The organism is Planomonospora corallina (assembly GCF_042650625.1).
Lineage (GTDB): Bacteria > Actinomycetota > Actinomycetes > Streptosporangiales > Streptosporangiaceae > Planomonospora_B > Planomonospora_B corallina.
The window spans coordinates 164969-180560 of sequence record NZ_JBHSBM010000077.1 but is presented as its reverse complement, the minus strand read 5'-3'; the positions used below and the strand labels follow the sequence as shown (position 1 = coordinate 180560).

The window sequence follows — 15592 nt, the reverse complement described above, 5'->3', positions numbered from 1 at the left end:
CGGCCGCCGCGGCGGCCGTGGCCGGGCTGGCCGCCGTCGCCCTGCCGCAGGGGGGCTCGGGCGACCTGACGGCGGTGCCCCTGGCGCCCGAGGGACCGCCCGACTGGATCCTGCGGGCCAACCCGGCCGTGGGCGGGGTACTGCTGCTGCCGCACCCGCACTTCCCCGACGACCCGATCCGCGTCTGGTACAGCCGCGGCGGGAAGGACGGCGAGCTCCGGTTCTGCTCGGCGCGCAGGACGACGGCCGCGGCCGGCCTCCTGGGCTCCTGCGTGCCCGCCGGGCCGCTGGGCCGGGCGGAGGCCGGCCGGATCGGCGGCCGGACCGGCAGGTTCCCCGGCTCCTCCGACGTGGTCGTCTTCGGCATGGCCCGCGAGTCGGTCCACTCGGTCACCGCGACCGTCGGTGACGGCCGGAGCGTGCGCGGCACCGTGCTGCGCGACCGCGGCCTGCCCGCGCCCATCTGGATGGTCCGCATCCCCGGCGGTCTCGCCCCGGAGGAGTCCGCCGTCCGCTACGACTTCGCCGACGCGAGGGGCGGGCGGCTCCAGCGGCTGGAGAGCCCGTTCGACCGCGGCTGCGTCTACGACGGCGCCCCCAACGGCACCGGTGTCCCCCTGGCGGGCGGGGTGAGCGCCCACCTCCACGAGGACAACTGCCTGATCCTGTGGAAGGGCGGCGCTCCGGTGGGGGCGAGCAACAACCCCGCCCGCCGGACCCTCGGGGAGGACCTGAGGGCTCCCCGCAGGATCCCCGACGCCCCCGTCTCGGTGTGGGCCGGCCCCGGGCAGGCGGTGGCCGGCGCGTGGTACGGCTACACCGACGAGGAGACGGTCCGGGTGGAGCTGCGCGTCCGGGGCGCCCGCCGGGTCTCCGCCGACACGGTGGCGGCGTTCCCGGGCCAGGGCGTGCGCCTGTTCGGCGGCCGGCTCCCCGACGGGGCCGACCCGCATCGGGACGGCGCCGTGTACGTCGGGTTCGGCGCCGGCGGCGAGGAGCTGTGGCGGTACGAGGTCGTCAGCTACGAGATCAGCGAGGGCCGCTCACCGGAGGACGGCGAGGGCGGGTGACCCGGCCGGCGGGCCGGCGGACCGGCCGGTCCGCCGGTCCCGGCCGCCCGGCCCCGCCCCGGCACCGCCGTCCGGGCGTCGCAGGTCAGGTACCGCAGGTCAGACGCCGGGGGCCCGGCCGGGGGCCCGGGTGCCGAGGCCGCGGTAGCGGGCCAGCCGGGCGGCGAGGCGGTCGGCGGGGGCCCGCCCCAGCAGGTGGGCGATCTCGTGTTCCAGGGCGGCGCCCACCCGGCGGCAGAACGCCTCCGGCTCGTAGGCCGCGTCCGGCGACTCGGGGACGATCCGGTCCACGATGCCGTCCGCCCGCAGGTCGGCGGCCTTCACCCGCTGCGCCGCGGCGATCTCGGGCGCGAAGTCCACGCTCCGGTAGAGGATCGCCGAGGCCCCCTCCGGGGGCAGCGGGGACAGCCAGGCGTGCTGGGCGGCCAGCACCCGGTCGGCGGGGAGCAGCGCCAGGGCCGCGCCGCCCGCGCCCTCGCCGAGCAGCAGGCAGACCGTCGGGGCCGCCAGCATCACCAGGTCGGCCAGGCAGCGGGCGATCTCCGCGGCGAGACCGCCCTCCTCGGCCGCCTTCGAGAGCGCGGCGCCGGCCGTGTCGATCACGGTGACCAGCGGCAGGCCCAGCTCCGAGGCGAGCCGCATGCCGCGCCGCGCCACCCGGAGCCCGGCCGGCCCGAGCGGGGCCACGGACCGCTGGCGGCTCCGGTCCTGGCCGAGCACGACCGCGGGGGCCGTGCCGAAGCGGGCCAGGGCGAGCAGCAGGCCCGGGTCGTTCTCGCCCTCGCCGGTGCCGTTGAGCGGGGTGACGTCGCGGGCGGCGAGCTTGAGCAGCGCCCGCACGCCGGGCCGGTCGTCCCGGCGGGAGCGGGTGATGGCGTCCCACGCCCCGACCTCCGGGACCGTCTCGGCGGGCTCGGGCCCCGGCCGGACGTCCTCGGGCCGGGCGCAGAGCACCGACAGCGCCCGGATCGCGATCTCGCGGGCGTCGGAGGCGGAGACGACGGCGTCCACCAGGCCGTGCGCGAAGAGGTTCTCGGCGACCTGCACCCCCTGCGGGAAGGGGTAGCCGTGCAGCGACTCGAACACCCGCGGCCCGAGGAAGCCGATGAGCGCGCCCGGCTGGGCCGCGGTGACGTGCCCGAGCGAACCCCACGAGGCGAGGACCCCGCCGGTGGTGGGGTGGCGCAGGTAGACGACGTACGGCAGGCCTGCGGCCCGGTGCGCGGCCACCGCGGCGGTGATCTTCACCATCTGGGCGAAGGCGAGCGCCCCCTCCTGCATCCGGGTGCCGCCGGAGGCCGGGGCGGCCAGCAGCGGGAGCCGCTCGGCGGTGGCGCGCTCGACGGCCGCGGTGAGCCGCCCGGCGGCGGCCACCCCGATCGACCCGGCCAGGAAGGAGAACTCGCAGGCGACGACCGCGACCCGGCGCCCGTCGAGCAATCCCTCACCGGTGATCACCGACTCGTCGTAGCCCGAGCGGGCCCGGGCCTCCGCCAGCTCCCGGGCGTAGTCGGACCCCGGCTCGGCGGGGTCGTCGGGCGGGGTGTCCCACGACCGCCACGTCCCGGGGTCGAGGACGGCGGCGATCAGGGTCCGCGCGTCCGGCCGCTCCGGCCTCATCCCTCGCGCTCCTTCAGCCAGGCGAGCACCTCGTCGTTGTGCTGGCCGAGGGCGGGCGGCGCGGTGTGCTCGCGCGCGGGCTCGCCGTCGAAGCGGAGCGGCGGGCCCGGCAGCTCGATCGGGCCGAGCACGGGGTGGTCCACCGTGACGACCAGGCCCTGCGAGCGGGTCTGCTCGGCGGCGTAGACCTCGTCGATGGAGCGGATCGCCCCGGCGGGCACGCCGAGCCCGCCGAGGGCGGCCAGCCAGTGGGCGCGGTCGTGGACGGCGAGCGCCGCCTCCATGTCGGCGATCAGCTCGTCGCGGTGCGCGAACCGCTCCCGGTTCGTCGCGTACCGCGGGTCGGCGGGGTCGATGCCCAGCAGCGCGGCCACCCTCCGCCACTGCCCCTCGTTGGCCACCGCGATCTGGATCATGCCGTCGGCGCAGCGGAAGGCGCCGTAGGGGGCGATGGAGGCGTGGTGGTTGCCGCCCGCTCCGGGCACCTTGCCGCCGACCGTCCAGGCGGTGCCGTGGTAGGAGTGCACCCCGGTCACCGCGGCCAGCAGCGAGGTCCGCACGACCTTCCCCCGGCCGGTCCGCGTGCGCTCGTAGAGGGCCGCGGCCACGCCGTAGACGCCGTGGACGCCGGCGAGCAGGTCGGCGATCGAGGCGCCCACCCGGTACGGCTCCGCGGGCGAGGGCCCGGTGAGGCTCATCAGTCCCGCCTCGCCCTGGGCGATCTGGTCGTAGCCGGGCCTGCCGCCCTCCGGGCCGTCGTGGCCGAACCCGGTGATCGACAGGACGACCAGGCGGGGGTTGATCTCGTGCAGCCGCTCCACGGGGAAGCCGAGCCGGTCCAGGACGCCGGTCCGGAAGTTCTCGATCAGCACGTCGCTCTGCCGTACCAGGCGCTCGACGAGGGCCCTGCCGCCGGCGGACTTGAGGTCCGCGGTGACGGAGAGCTTGTTGCGGTTGGCGGCCAGGAAGTAGGTGGAGATGTCCTGGTCCGGGCCGACGAAGGGCGGGCCCCAGCCCCGCGACTCGTCTCCTCCGCCGGGGTGCTCCACTTTGATCACTTTGGCGCCCAGGTCGCCGAGCATCTGCGCGGCGTGCGGCCCGGCCAGTGCGCGGGACAGGTCGAGGACGACGATGTCGCCGAGGGCTCCCTGCAAGATCAACCTCCGGGTGAGAGTGGCCGATCCTAGCCGAAGCGGGCCGGGAGCGGCACCGGGGACACGGCGGCCGTGCCGGGTCCCCGCCCTGCACGATACCCACCGGTAACCCGGGTGCCGATATCCCCCGCCGGTACCGGCTCCCGGGTCACCGCCCTCCCCGGCGCACCCCCGCCCGCGCCGCCCCGCCGTACCTCTCCCCCGTCCCGCCCGCGTGATGGCCCGCTCAGGGGCGGGTGGCACGATGGGGAGCATGGCGGCCGTGATCTCCTTCCCCGAACTGGCCGCGGTGGTCAGGGAGACGGCACCGTCGTGCGGGCCGGTCCGGGTCGTCGCGGTGGACGGGCCCGGCGGGTCGGGCAAGACGACCTTCGCCGGGCGGCTGGCCCGCGCGCTCGGCTGCCAGGTGGTCCACAGCGACGACTTCCCGGTGCCGTGGGACGAGCCGCCGGAGGCGTGGTTCGGGCACGTGCAGGACCAGGTGCTCGGCCCGCTGGCGGCGGGCGGGCCGGGCCGTTACCGGCGCTACGACTGGGTGCGCGGCGTGTTCGCCGAGCGGGTGGAGGTGCCGGTCGCGCCGGTCCTGCTGCTGGAGGGCGTGAGCACGGCCCGGCGCACCGCCCCGGTCTCCTACGTGATCTGGGTGGAGGCGCCCCGGGAGCTCCGCCTGGCCCGCGCCCTGGCCCGGGACGGCGCGGCCCTGGCGCCGCAGTGGCGGACCTGGACGCGCGCGGAGGACGAGTGGTTCGCCGCCGACGGCACCCGCGCCCGCGCCGACCTGCTGGTGGACGGCGCGGCGGTCCCGGGCGAGTTCGTGGAGATCGGAGTTCCGGAGGACAGGTGAGCCGGCGGCGGACCACTACGGCGCGAGCTCCCTCAGGTGGGCCACGTCGTTGAAGAGCTCCATCTCCCCGGCCCGCCAGACGGAGACCGAGGTGTTGCCTATGGGCGTGTGCTCCAGATCGCCCGCCGCCTCCAGCAGCACGTGCCGGATCGCCAGCACCACGGCGTCGTGCGCCACCACCAGCACGTGCCGCCCCGCGCACGCGGCCCGCAGGTCGCCGACCGCCTCCCGGACCCGGGCGATCACGTCGGCGAAGCTCTCCCCCTCCGGGGGGCGGTAGCCGTCCTCCCCGCGCACCAGGACCTCGGCCTCCTGCGGGAAGCGCTCCGCGATCGCGGCGAGGTTCATGCCCGAGAGCAGGCCCATCCGCCGGTCGCCGAGCCGGGCGTCCAGCCGGACCTCGGGGGCGGCGGGCAGCTCGGCGGCGATCAGCTCCCAGGTCCGCACCGCCCGCCGGTACGGCGAGCACCACACGGCCTCGGGCGGGGTGCCGGCCGCGAGCCGCCGGCCCAGCAGGGTCGCCTGGCTGCGGCCGAGGTCGGTCAGTTCCACGTCCTCGTCCCGGCCCGGCAGGACGAGGGCCCGTCCTTCGGCCTCGGCCCGCCTGGCCGCCGCGTTGGACTCGCTCTCCCCGTGGCGCACCGCGGTGATCGAAATCGGCATGCCTCCAGCCAACCGCCCGGAGGCCTTGGGATCAAGGGTGATCGGCGGGCCCGCGCCGCGCACCGGCGGAACCGGGCGCGGGACGGGGCGCGACCGCCGCCCGTCCCGCTTCAGGGCTTGACCGACCCGGAGAGCATGATCCACCATTTCACTACTCAACTAGTGAAATGGTGTTGTGATGATCGAATTCCACCTCGACCGGGGGTCGGGGGTGGCGACCTACCTCCAGCTCGTCCACCAGGTCAAGCAGGCCCTCCGGCTGGGCGCCCTGCGGCCGGGTGACCGGCTGCCCACCGCGCGGGAGGTCGTCGACGCCCTGGCCATCAACCCGAACACCGTGCTCAAGGCCTACCGGGAGCTGGAGCGCGAGGGCCTGGTGGCGGGCAGGCCCGGGCTGGGCACCTTCGTGCAGCACTCGATCGGCGGCGCCCGCCTGGCCGAGCACACCGCCCTGCGCCGGGACCTGGAGGGGTGGGTACGGCAGGCACGCGCGGCCGGCCTCGACCGGGACGACATGGAGACCCTGTTCGCCGCGGCGATGGCCGGCTCTCTCCGGGAGGGCACGGCATGACCGTCGCACTGCGCGCCACCGGCCTGGGCGTGCGCTACCGGCGCGCCTGGGCGCTGCGCGACTGCTCGCTGGCCGTCCCGGCCGGCCGGGTCGCCGCCCTGGTCGGTCCCAACGGCGCGGGCAAGACCACGCTGCTGCACACGGTCGTCGGGCTGCTCGACCCGGACGCCGGGGAGGTCTCCGTCACCGGCGAGGCGGCGTTCATGGCCCAGGACAAGCCGCTGTACGACACCTTCACGGTCGCCGAGACGCTCACCTTCGGGCGGCGCCTCAACCCCGGCTGGGACGACGCGTACGCCACCGCCCGGCTGGCCGGGCTCGGCATCCCGCCGGACCGCAGGGTCTCCAGGCTCTCGGGCGGGCAGCAGGCCCAGGTCGCGCTCACCGTCGCGCTGGCCGGACGCCCCGACCTGCTGGTGCTGGACGAGCCGCTGGCCAACCTCGACCCGTTGGCCCGGCACGACATCATGCGCTCGCTCATGGTCGAGGTCGCCGACCGCCCGCTGACGGTCCTGATCTCCTCCCACGTCGTCGCCGACCTGCGCGACACCTGCGACTGGCTCATCGTGCTCAACGGCGGCCGGGTCCAGGTCAGCGGCGACATCGACGACCTGCTCGCCGAGCACCTGGTGCTGACCGGCCCGGCGGAGCTCGCCGACGGCCCGGCGGCCAGGGCAGGGGTGGTCGAGTCCTCCCGTACCGGCGGGCGGGCCCGGCTCCTGGTCCGCGGCGCATCCGTGCCCGACCCGCGCTGGAGTGCCCGCCCGGCCGACCTGGAGGAGCTGGTGATGGCCTACCTGCGCAGCCCGGAGGCGGCCGCGCTGCCCGCCCTGACGGAGGTGACCGCGTGATCTGGCTGACCTGGCGCCAGCACCGGGCCCAGATCCTCGCCACCGCCGCCCTGCTGGCCGCGCTCGGCCTGCTCATGCTCGGCTCGGCGGTGGAGGCCAGGATCTACATCGCCGGCCACGCGCCACCGGGCTGCCCGGGCCCGGCGCCCGCCTGCTGGGATCTGGCGAGAGCGCTCGCGGACCGCTACGACGCCATCTACACGATCTTCGGCTGGATGCCGATCGTCGCTCCCGCGCTGATCGGCGCCTTCTGGGGCGCGCCGCTGCTGGGCCGCGAGTACGAGCGCGGCACCCACAAGCTGGCCTGGACGCAGTCGGTCTCCGTCCGCCGCTGGCTGACCGTCAAACTCGCTCTGCTCGGCGCCCTGGCGGCCACCGCGGGTCTGCTGCTGTCGGCGATGGTCAGCCTGTGGCGTCCGGTCTTCGGCCGGGAGGACCTGTTCGGCAACATCGGCGTCTTCAACATGGTCGGCGTCGCCCCGGCTGCATGGTGGCTGTACGCCTTCATGCTGGGCGCCGCGGCCGGAGCGCTGCTGCGGCGCACCCTGCCGGCCATGGCGGTCGTGGTGGCCGGGGTCACGGTGACGATGTTCGCCCTGTTCAGCCTCAGCGACCACTACGCCGAACCGGCGCGGACCGTGCTGTCGGGCACCACCGTGCCGCCCGATCCCGACGCCCGGCTGGTGGGTGGAGCCTGGATCGATCCCACCGGCAGGGAACTGGCCCGTCCTCCCGAGGGGGTCTGCCCCCACCCGCCGGACACCGGGCAGAGCGACCGCAATCAGCGGGCATACGAGCGGTGCCTGTCCGACAAGGGCTACCGGTACGCCCTCTACTCCCATCCGCCGTCGCGGTTCTGGCGCTTCCAGTGGACCGAGGCCGCCGTCCTGGCCGCCGGTTCGCTGGCCCTCGCCGGTCTGGCCGCCCGCCGTGCACTCCGCCGCAGGGTGTGAGCCGGCCGCCCGGCTCCGCCGCGGAAAGCAGGTGTGCCGAACGCGCCTGCTTCCTACAGCGATGACGCCGCCTCCTACGGGGGAGAGGAAGTGAGCCCGGGTGGACCGCCGGACGACGGAAGCCCGGGCCTCGCGATACCCGGGTGACAGAACGCAGTCACATGGGTACAGTGACGTTGCCGCCCCTCGCTGAGGGGAGTGGAAGTGAGCCCGGGTGGACCGCCGGACGACGGAAGCCCGGGCTTTGCGCTGTTCGGTGGCTCAATCGACGGAAAACCGTTCAATCACCACTTCACCACCGATGGACTTCATCAGGCTTTCTTCTCCGACCTCTGCCAGAGAAGCCGCGCCTGCAACGATGTCAGGCATCCATACGAGTGGCTCCAGAACCGGATCTCGCCAAACGGCCCTGATTCGGTCTGGAAGCAAGTTCCTGGTACGCATCACGTCGATCATCACCCGATCCGAATTGTCGAGATGTGATCCCCGCGACTCGAAGACCACCTCTCCGACACCGCGGTTCACCAACTCCCAGAGCAGGCGCTCCATGCATTTGCGGCGGGCGCGTTCCTGGCGGCCGCGGTCGAGGCCGGTGCCGACGATGACGATGCCGGAGGGGCCGAGCGCGCCGACGGTCTCGGCCAGCTGCGTCCGGCGCCTGTCCTTCTCGTCACGCCAGTGGAGCCGCCGCTGGTTGCGCAGGAGCAGACCGCGCAGAGCCATCCGGTAGACCTCCGCACACGCCGGGGGGACCAGCACGGCGGCCATCAGGTAAAGACCCGCCGATACGCGCATGGACTCGTCGACGTAGGCGGAGTGCGGGGGATTCACGACGGATCATGCTAGCCACGCCCATCACCCTTCGTAACACATTCGTCACATGAGGTCCACCTCCGCATGCGGCAGGCCGCCGGACAGGGTGGGGAAGCCGGGGCCCCGGTCGAAGAACGGGGCGTCGGCCGGGAGCCGGGCGCGCAGCTCGGCACGGAGGGCGGCCGTGGCCTCGGCGTCCACCGTGAGGTGATCGAGGTCACCGAGGTCGCCACGGCCGTCACTGCCGCCGGGGCCACCACGGCCGCCGGGATCGCCGGGATCATCGGTGGCACCGGAGTCGCCGGAGCCTCCGAGGACACCACGCGGGCCGCGCAGGACGACCCCGTAGTCGGCGAGGGCACCCTCCACCGAGACCTTGCCGTCGCGGACGTCGGCGGCCACCGCCTCGGCCGGGCGGTCCAGCGGGCAGCCCCAGCCTCCTCCCCCGGTGGTGCGGATCCGGATGACCTCGCCCGCGCGCACCGGCGCGTCGTCGACCAGGCCCTCCATCGGGCGGCCCTCGATCTCCACGGTGAACGGCCGCCCGGCCCGCCCGCCGTTCACCCCCCAGCAGGACAGGATCGAGCGGTCGGCGATGGACATGAACGAGGCGTCGCGGAGCATCCGGATGTGCTTGTCGTAGCCGAGGCCGCCCCGGTGCAGCCCCGGGCCGCCGGAGTCGACGGCCAGGCCGAGGCGCTCGACCCGGAGCGGCCAGCGGGACTCCGCGAACTCGACGGGGATGTTGCGCGAGTCGGGCACGACGTGGATCGTGTCCTCCCCGTCGGCGTACCAGCGCCCGCCCGAGCCGCCGCCCAGCACCTCCCGCATCAGGTACGGCGCGCCGTCGGCCCCGGTGCCGTGCACGCCGGTGTAGCGGATGGTCTCCTGGTCGGCCGGCATGCGCCCGCCGGTGGCCTTGGCCAGCACGCCGGCCAGCACGCCCAGCAGCCGCAGGATGACGAACGTGCGGGCGTTGGTGGGCGCCGGGAAGACCGGGGTGAGCAGCGTGCCCTTGGGCGGGAAGCGCATCTCGACCAGCGGGACGACGCCCTCGTTGACGTCGAGCTCGGCCATGCGCTCGGGGGTGTCGGCGAGGTTGCGCAGGATCGGGGCGAGCCACTTCTTCAGGAAGACGCCGTCGGCGTAGTCGCCGGCGTGGTTGATCGGCCCCTTGGCCTGCGGGGAGGTGCCGGTGAAGTCGATGACGAGGGGGCGGGCGGCCGCGTGGTCGACGGTGAGGGTGATGCGCTGGGCGTGCAGCCGGGGCGGGTCGACGCCGTCGTGCTCGGCGTAGTCCTCCCAGACGTACGTGCCCTCGGGGATCTTCGCCAGCAGCTCGCGCCGGAACGTCTCGGTGGTCTTGGCGAGGATCGCGTCGAAGCACGCCTCGACGGCCTCGCGCCCGTACCGGTCGAACAGCTCCGCGAGCCGGCGCGCGCCCATCAGGCAGGCCGAGCACTCGGCGTCCAGGTCGCCGGCGAGCGAGCCGGGCATCCGGGAGTTGCGCGTCATGATCGTCAGGGCGGCCCGGTTGGGCACGCCCCGGTCCCAGAGCTTGATCGGTGGGACCATCAGCCCCTCCTCGAAGACGCTGCGCGCCCCCGAGGGCATCGACCCGGGGCAGGCTCCCCCGATGTCGTCGTGGTGGCCGAAGGCCTGCACGAACGCGACGACCTCGCCGCGGTGGAAGACCGGGACGGTGACGCACAGGTCGGGCAGGTGGCCGATGCCGCCCTCGGACAGGTAGACGTCGTTGTGGAAGAACACGTCGCCGGGGTTCATCTCCGCCACGGGGAAGTCGCGCACGACCGGCTGGACCAGCGCCGAGTAGGAACGGCCGGTCAGCTTGCGCAGCCGTACGTCGTGGACGCCCGCGCGGAAGTCGTGCGCGTCGCGGATCATCGGCGAGCGGGCGGTGCGCGCGATGGCGGTCTCCACCTCCCGCTCCACCGAGGCGAGCGTGCCCTCGACGATCTCCGTCAGCACCGGGTCGGCGGCCGTCATCTGTCTCCTCCCCGCCCGCCCTCGCGGCGGACCACGAGGTTGCCGCGGCCGTCGGCCGCGGCGGTGAAGCCCGGGTGCACCGGGAGCGTGGAACCGTACTCCTCGATCACCGCGGGACCGCGGACCACGTCGCCGGGGCGCAGGTCGCCGCGGCGGAAGACCGGCGTGTCCCGGCCGCCGTCCCGGTCCCGGTCCTCGTCGAAGTGCACGCGGCGGACCCCGATCGGGGCCGGGGGCGGCTCCTGCGGCCCGCGCGCCGGCCGCTCCGGGATCATCGGGCGGGCGATGGGGCCGATGCCGGAGACGCGGAGGTTGACCCACTCGACGCCGTGCCGGGGATCGTCGCGGTGGCCGTACCCGTAGAGCGCCTCGTGGGCCGCGTGGAAGCGGTCCAGCACCTCGGCGCGCCACGCCTCGTCCGGCGGCCCGGCCGGGGCGGGCACCCGCACCTCGTAGGCCTGGCCGTGGTAGCGCAGGTCGGCGCCGCGCGCGAAGACGTGCTCGGTGAGGCCCTCCCGCTCCAGCGCCGCGGCCGCCTCCGCCTCCAGTTCGCCGTAGATCTCCGCGGCCGTCTCCGTGGTCAGGTCGCACGTGACGAAGGTGCGCACGTAGTCGTTCCTGACGTCCACGGTGAGCAGGCCGAACGCCGAGACGTTGCCGGGGTCGGGCGGGACCAGCACCGCCGGCAGGCCCAGGATGTCGATCAGGCGGCAGACCAGCAGCGGACCGGAGCCGCCGAAGGCGACCATCGGGAAGTCGCGCACGTCCAGGCCGCGTTCGACGGTGACCCGGCGGATGGCGTTGGACTGGTTGAAGGCGCTGATCTCCAGGATGCCGGTGGCGGTGCGCTCGGGGCTCAGCCCGAGCTTCGCCGCCAGCTCCCCGATGCCGTCCCGGGCCGCTCCCGCGTCGAGCGGGACCTCCCCGCCGAGCAGGTGCGGCGGGACCCGGCCGAGGAAGACGTGCGCGTCGGTGACGGTGACCTCGGTGCCGCCCCGGCCGTAGCAGAGGGGGCCCGGGTCGGCGCCGGCGGAGGCCGGGCCGACCTTGAGCGTGCCCTCGGGGGGGATCCAGGCGACGGATCCGCCGCCCGCGCCGACGGTCACGATGTCGATCATCGGGATCGTGCACGGGTAGCGGCCGACGCTCCCCTCGGTGGTCAGCGAGGGCTCGCCGTCGACGACCACCGCGACGTCGGTGGAGGTGCCGCCGCCGTCCAGCGTGATGACCGACCGGTGCCCGGCGGTGGAGGCGATCAGCGCGGCGCCGAGGGCGCCCGCGGCCGGGCCGGACAGCACCGTGGTGATCGGCTGGTGCGCGACCTCGGCGGCGGAGAGCACGCCGCCGTTGCTCTTCATCACCAGCAGCGGCGCCTCCAGCCGCTCGGCCAGGCGGGCGAGGTAGCGGCGCATGGCCGGTTTGACCGCGGCGTCCACCAGGGTGGTGACCGAGCGCTCGTACTCGCGGTACTCGCGCAGCACGTCGCTGGAGATCGAGACGACCGCCTCGGGGTGCTCGCGCTCCAGGATCTCGCGCATGCGCAGCTCGTGGCCGGGGTCGGCGTAGGAGTGCAGGAAGCACACGCCGATCGCGGTGATCCCCCGCCGCCGGAACCACCGGGCCGCGGCCACGGCCTGCCCGGTGTCGAACGGCCGGACCTCGGCGCCGGTGTGGTCCAGCCGCCCGCCGACGGTCCTGACCCGGTGCGCCGGGACGATCCGCGGCGGCTTGACCCAGAAGTAGGAGTTGCCGTAACCGTCCGGCACGCCCTGCCGGGCGATCTCCAGGACGGACTCGAAGCCCTCGGTGGTGACGAAGCCCAGGTCCTCGACGCGGTCCTGCAGAAGCCGGTTGGTGGCGACCGTGGTGCCGTGCACCACCGCCGAGACGGTCACGCCGTCGCCGGCCCGGTCGAGGAGCTTCCGCACGCCCGCCAGGAAGCCGTCGGCCGGGTCGGCGGGGGTGGAGGGGGTCTTGGTGGTGGTGATCTCGCCGGTCTGCTCGTCCACCATGACCACGTCCGTGAACGTGCCCCCGGTGTCGACGCCGATACGGACGCTGCGCATGCCCCCGTGTCTACCCGCTCGCGCCGGACCGGTGAATCGGCGGACCCTGCCGAAGCGGCCGGTGATCCTTGGCAACAGGTGGCCCGGAGGATCGGCCGTGCCCGGGGTGCTCCCGCCGTACGCGCCGGCCTGCTCCCCGCGCGGTGCGCCCGCCCGCGTGGAGGGGAACTCTTCGCGGGTCACGATCGCTGAACGGTACGACCGTCTCGAATCGATGCAAAAGGGGCAGCACGTGCGCAGCTCGTTCTTCGGCAACCTCGACCAGGGCCAGGTTCCGGGCCACTTCGCCCTGCAGAACCCCAAGATGCTGCGGGTGCAGCTCAACGGGGAGGTGCTGGCCCGGCAGGGCTCGATGGTCGCCTTCCAGGGGCAGATGGACTTCGACTACGAGGGCGGCGGCGTGGGGAGGTTCCTGAAGAAGATGGTCACCGGCGAGGGCGCGCCGCTGATGCGGGTGCGCGGGCAGGGCGCGCTCTTCCTCGCCGACGACGCCCAGGACGTGCACCTGTTCTATCTGGAGAACGAGGCGATCACCGTCAACGGGAGGAACCTGCTGGCCTTCGACCCGCAGCTGTCCTGGGACATCAACCGGGTGCAGGGCGCCGGGATCGCCGCCGGGGGCCTGTTCAACACCACGGTCTCGGGCACCGGCTGGGTGGCGGTCACCGCGCACGGCACGCCCACGATGCTCGACACCTCCTGGGGGCCGACCTACGCCGACGGCCAGTCGGCGGTGTGCTGGAGCTCCTCGCTGCACGTGGGGGTCAACCGCACCCTCAAGGCGGGGGCGCTCATCGGGCGCGGGAGCGGCGAGGCCGTGCAGCTCGCCTTCCAGGGACAGGGGTTCGTCCTGGTCCAGGCCAGCGAGGGCCCGGTCGTCCCGCAGTCGAACGGCTGACGCCGGCGGACGGGACACGGCACGGCCGACGGGTACGGCCAGCGGGGCACGGCGCGGCGGACGGGGCACACGGCCGGCGGCCCGCCCGCGGCGGGGAGCCTCCCCCGGGGCGCCCTCGGCGGCCCGCGGGAGACTCCCGGCGCCGCCTCAGCGGCGGCGGCCCCCCAGGATGGAGGCGATCACCTCGTCCGCGTCGTGCGCGTGCACCTTCGCGGCGAGCCGGATCGTCATCTCGTGCGTGCGGCGCAGCTCGGCCTCGATCCGGCTCTTGCCGGACTGCCCGACCTGGACGCCGAAGTAGGCTCCCATGATCGCTCCGCAGACGCCCACGAGACCGGCGAACGGCGCGGCGCCGCCGCCGTCGGTCAGCACGATGAACACGAATCCGATCAGGATCAGGATCAGGCCCGTCAGCACGACGAAGAAGCCGTACCGCCAGCGGGCCGCCTCCGCCTGGGCGGCGACGGCCTCGTCCTCGGTCATCATCGCGGCGAGGGCCGGGGGCATCTCCGCGGGCTCCCGCGCCGGAGCCGCGGCCCCCTTCGCCGGGGCCGCGGACACCTTGGGCAGCGGCGCGGTGGGCGCCGCCGTCGAGGAGTTCGCGGAGGTCTTGGCGTTGACGGTCGTCACAGATTCTCCATGTCTCGGTCGCCGAAGGAAACTCCCACGCCATCTCGGAGGCAAGCCCTCGCAAGGGCTCGGCCAACGCGGGACCCGGCTTTCCTACCAGTTCTATCCCTGCTCAAACGCATGGGGCAAACCCGCTAAGCTGACCCGCCGTGACTGCATCGCCCCGCCTGCCCGAATCCTCCGCGCTCTCTCCCGTGCCCGCCGGGATCCGCGACGGGGTGCTGCGCTTCTACTTCGGCCCGATGGACTGCGGCAAGTCCACCCTGGCCCTGCAGATGAACTACAACCACCGCCGGCAGGGCAGGCGCGGCCTGGTGCTGACCAAGCACGACCGCTCCGGCGGGCCGCAGATCACCAGCCGGATCGGCCTGGACAGCGAGGCGATCGAGGTCACCGACCACCTCGACCTGGTCGAGCTGGTGACCGAGCACAAGCCGGTCGACTACGTGATCTGCGACGAGGCCTGCTTCTACACCGTCGCCCAGATCGAGCAACTCGCCGACCTCGCCGACGACCTCGGCATCGACGTCTACGCCTTCGGCCTGGCCACCGACTTCCGCTCGCAGATGTTCCCCGCCGCCCGGCGCCTGTTCGAGCTGGCCGACGAGATCAGCCGGCTGCAGGTGGAGGTCCTGTGCTGGTGCGGCCGTCCCGGCCTGCTCAACGCCCGCGTGGTCGACGGCGAGCTGGTCCACACCGGCGAGCAGGTCGTCATCGGCGACACCGGCGCGGCCCCGGTCCGCTACCAGGTGCTCTGCCGCCGCCACTACCGCGCGGGCGACCTGGGCACGGACTGAGCCCCGCGGGCGGCCCAGACTCCCAGCGCGACCAGCGCCGCGACCTCGGTCACCGCCATCCCCCGCTCGACCAGGCCGAGCGGCATCACCCGCCACCAGGGCAGGCCGCTGCTCTCGGCCACCACCGCGGCCCCGGCGATGCCCAGCACCCACAGCAGCGAGGTGAGGCCCAGCGCGAGGACGGCCAGGGCGGGACGGCGCCACTCCGGGTGGCGCCGCCACGGCCGGGCGATGACCAGCGCGGCGAGCGGCAGGCTGAGGAACGCCACGACGCCGCCCACCCGGTGGACGTTCCCGCTGAGGCTCGGCCCGACGGACCAGTCGTGTTTGGGGAACCAGGCCGTCACCAGCAGGCCCGCGCTCCACGCGGCCAGCGCGACCATGCCGAACGAGCGGACGGCGGCCAGCCCCCGCCGCACCAGGGACGCCCCGATCGCCAGCGAGCCCGCGGCGAGCAGCCCCAGGCCCAGCGCGAAGAGCCAGCCGTGCTCGCCGAGCCCGTGCTCGCTGATCGTCCTGCGCGTCGGGTCGATCTCCGCCAGATAGGCCACGTCCAGGCCGAGGACGATCGCCGCCCCGGTCCCCACCGCTCCCAGGCCCGCGTGTGCGGCTCTCTGCACGCCTCGTCCCTCCGCCGTCGCCGTTCTCCCCCACC

General features: G+C 74.6%; 15 protein-coding genes. 7 read left to right on the top strand and 8 right to left on the bottom strand.

Features of this window, described 5'->3' with window-relative positions; translation table 11 throughout:
- Positions 1–1070: hypothetical protein (locus ACFOWE_RS33650; protein ID WP_377295090.1), on the top strand; the 1070-nt coding region annotated here is incomplete at its 5' end.
- 99 nt (positions 1071–1169) lie between these two features.
- Here ACFOWE_RS33650 and ACFOWE_RS33645 read toward each other — a convergent pair.
- On the bottom strand, positions 1170–2690 hold the full coding sequence (locus ACFOWE_RS33645) for a carboxyl transferase domain-containing protein (protein WP_377295088.1): 1521 nt from the start codon (positions 2688–2690) through the stop codon (positions 1170–1172).
- Positions 2687–3844 (bottom strand): CaiB/BaiF CoA transferase family protein, encoded by a 1158-nt coding sequence (locus ACFOWE_RS33640; RefSeq protein WP_377295154.1) that lies wholly within the window; start codon positions 3842–3844, stop codon positions 2687–2689. Before ACFOWE_RS33640 ends, ACFOWE_RS33645 begins: the two co-directional genes overlap by 4 nt.
- A 253-nt stretch (positions 3845–4097) precedes the next feature.
- On the opposite strand from ACFOWE_RS33640, the gene ACFOWE_RS33635 reads away from it, so the two are divergent.
- On the top strand, positions 4098–4688 hold the full coding sequence (locus ACFOWE_RS33635; RefSeq protein WP_377295086.1) for a uridine kinase family protein: 591 nt from the start codon (positions 4098–4100) through the stop codon (positions 4686–4688).
- 15 nt (positions 4689–4703) lie between these two features.
- Here the strand turns inward: ACFOWE_RS33635 and ACFOWE_RS33630 are convergent, their stop codons facing one another.
- Positions 4704–5351, bottom strand: a complete 648-nt coding sequence (locus ACFOWE_RS33630) for a histidine phosphatase family protein (RefSeq protein WP_377295084.1) — start codon at positions 5349–5351, stop codon at positions 4704–4706.
- Between the two features lie 178 nt (positions 5352–5529).
- Between ACFOWE_RS33630 and ACFOWE_RS33625 the strand changes: the two genes are divergently transcribed.
- From ACFOWE_RS33625 to ACFOWE_RS33615, 3 genes are read left to right on the top strand one after another with little or no spacing between them, the layout of a single operon-like run.
- Positions 5530–5922 (top strand): GntR family transcriptional regulator, encoded by a 393-nt coding sequence (locus tag ACFOWE_RS33625; protein WP_377295082.1) that lies wholly within the window; start codon positions 5530–5532, stop codon positions 5920–5922.
- Positions 5919–6773 carry an ABC transporter ATP-binding protein gene (locus tag ACFOWE_RS33620; protein WP_377295080.1) on the top strand — a complete coding sequence of 285 codons (855 nt, stop codon included), beginning with the start codon at positions 5919–5921 and terminating at the stop codon, positions 6771–6773. The genes ACFOWE_RS33625 and ACFOWE_RS33620 overlap by 4 nt, the downstream gene beginning before the upstream one ends.
- Positions 6770–7726 (top strand): hypothetical protein, encoded by a 957-nt coding sequence (locus ACFOWE_RS33615; RefSeq protein WP_377295078.1) that lies wholly within the window; start codon positions 6770–6772, stop codon positions 7724–7726. Before ACFOWE_RS33620 ends, ACFOWE_RS33615 begins: the two co-directional genes overlap by 4 nt.
- A 261-nt stretch (positions 7727–7987) precedes the next feature.
- On the opposite strand, the gene ACFOWE_RS33610 is transcribed toward ACFOWE_RS33615, so the two are convergent.
- Genes ACFOWE_RS33610 through ACFOWE_RS33600 form a run of 3 tightly spaced genes read right to left on the bottom strand, consistent with a single transcriptional unit; the run spans position 7988 to position 12612 of the window.
- Entirely contained in the window at positions 7988–8557 is a 570-nt protein-coding gene (locus ACFOWE_RS33610) for a hypothetical protein (protein WP_377295076.1), read from the bottom strand.
- A gap of 45 nt (positions 8558–8602) precedes the next feature.
- Complete coding sequence (locus ACFOWE_RS33605) at positions 8603–10546, bottom strand: hydantoinase B/oxoprolinase family protein (RefSeq protein WP_377295074.1); 1944 nt, start codon at positions 10544–10546, stop codon at positions 8603–8605.
- Positions 10543–12612, bottom strand: coding sequence for a hydantoinase/oxoprolinase family protein (locus ACFOWE_RS33600; protein WP_377295072.1), 2070 nt, complete (start codon positions 12610–12612; stop codon positions 10543–10545). The genes ACFOWE_RS33605 and ACFOWE_RS33600 overlap by 4 nt, the downstream gene beginning before the upstream one ends.
- A 232-nt stretch (positions 12613–12844) precedes the next feature.
- Between ACFOWE_RS33600 and ACFOWE_RS33595 the strand changes: the two genes are divergently transcribed.
- Positions 12845–13510, top strand: a complete 666-nt coding sequence (locus tag ACFOWE_RS33595) for an AIM24 family protein (protein ID WP_377295070.1) — start codon at positions 12845–12847, stop codon at positions 13508–13510.
- A gap of 147 nt (positions 13511–13657) precedes the next feature.
- On the opposite strand, the gene ACFOWE_RS33590 is transcribed toward ACFOWE_RS33595, so the two are convergent.
- Positions 13658–14140: a hypothetical protein gene (locus ACFOWE_RS33590; RefSeq protein ID WP_377295068.1), complete on the bottom strand. Its 483-nt coding sequence runs from the start codon at positions 14138–14140 to the stop codon at positions 13658–13660.
- Between the two features lie 149 nt (positions 14141–14289).
- On the opposite strand from ACFOWE_RS33590, the gene ACFOWE_RS33585 reads away from it, so the two are divergent.
- Entirely contained in the window at positions 14290–14937 is a 648-nt protein-coding gene (locus ACFOWE_RS33585) for a thymidine kinase (protein ID WP_377295066.1), read from the top strand.
- Here ACFOWE_RS33585 and ACFOWE_RS33580 read toward each other — a convergent pair.
- Entirely contained in the window at positions 14907–15557 is a 651-nt protein-coding gene (locus ACFOWE_RS33580; RefSeq protein ID WP_377295064.1) for a DUF998 domain-containing protein, read from the bottom strand. The two genes, ACFOWE_RS33585 and ACFOWE_RS33580, sit on opposite strands and share 31 nt — an antisense overlap.
- Between the last annotated feature and the right edge of the window lie 35 nt (positions 15558–15592).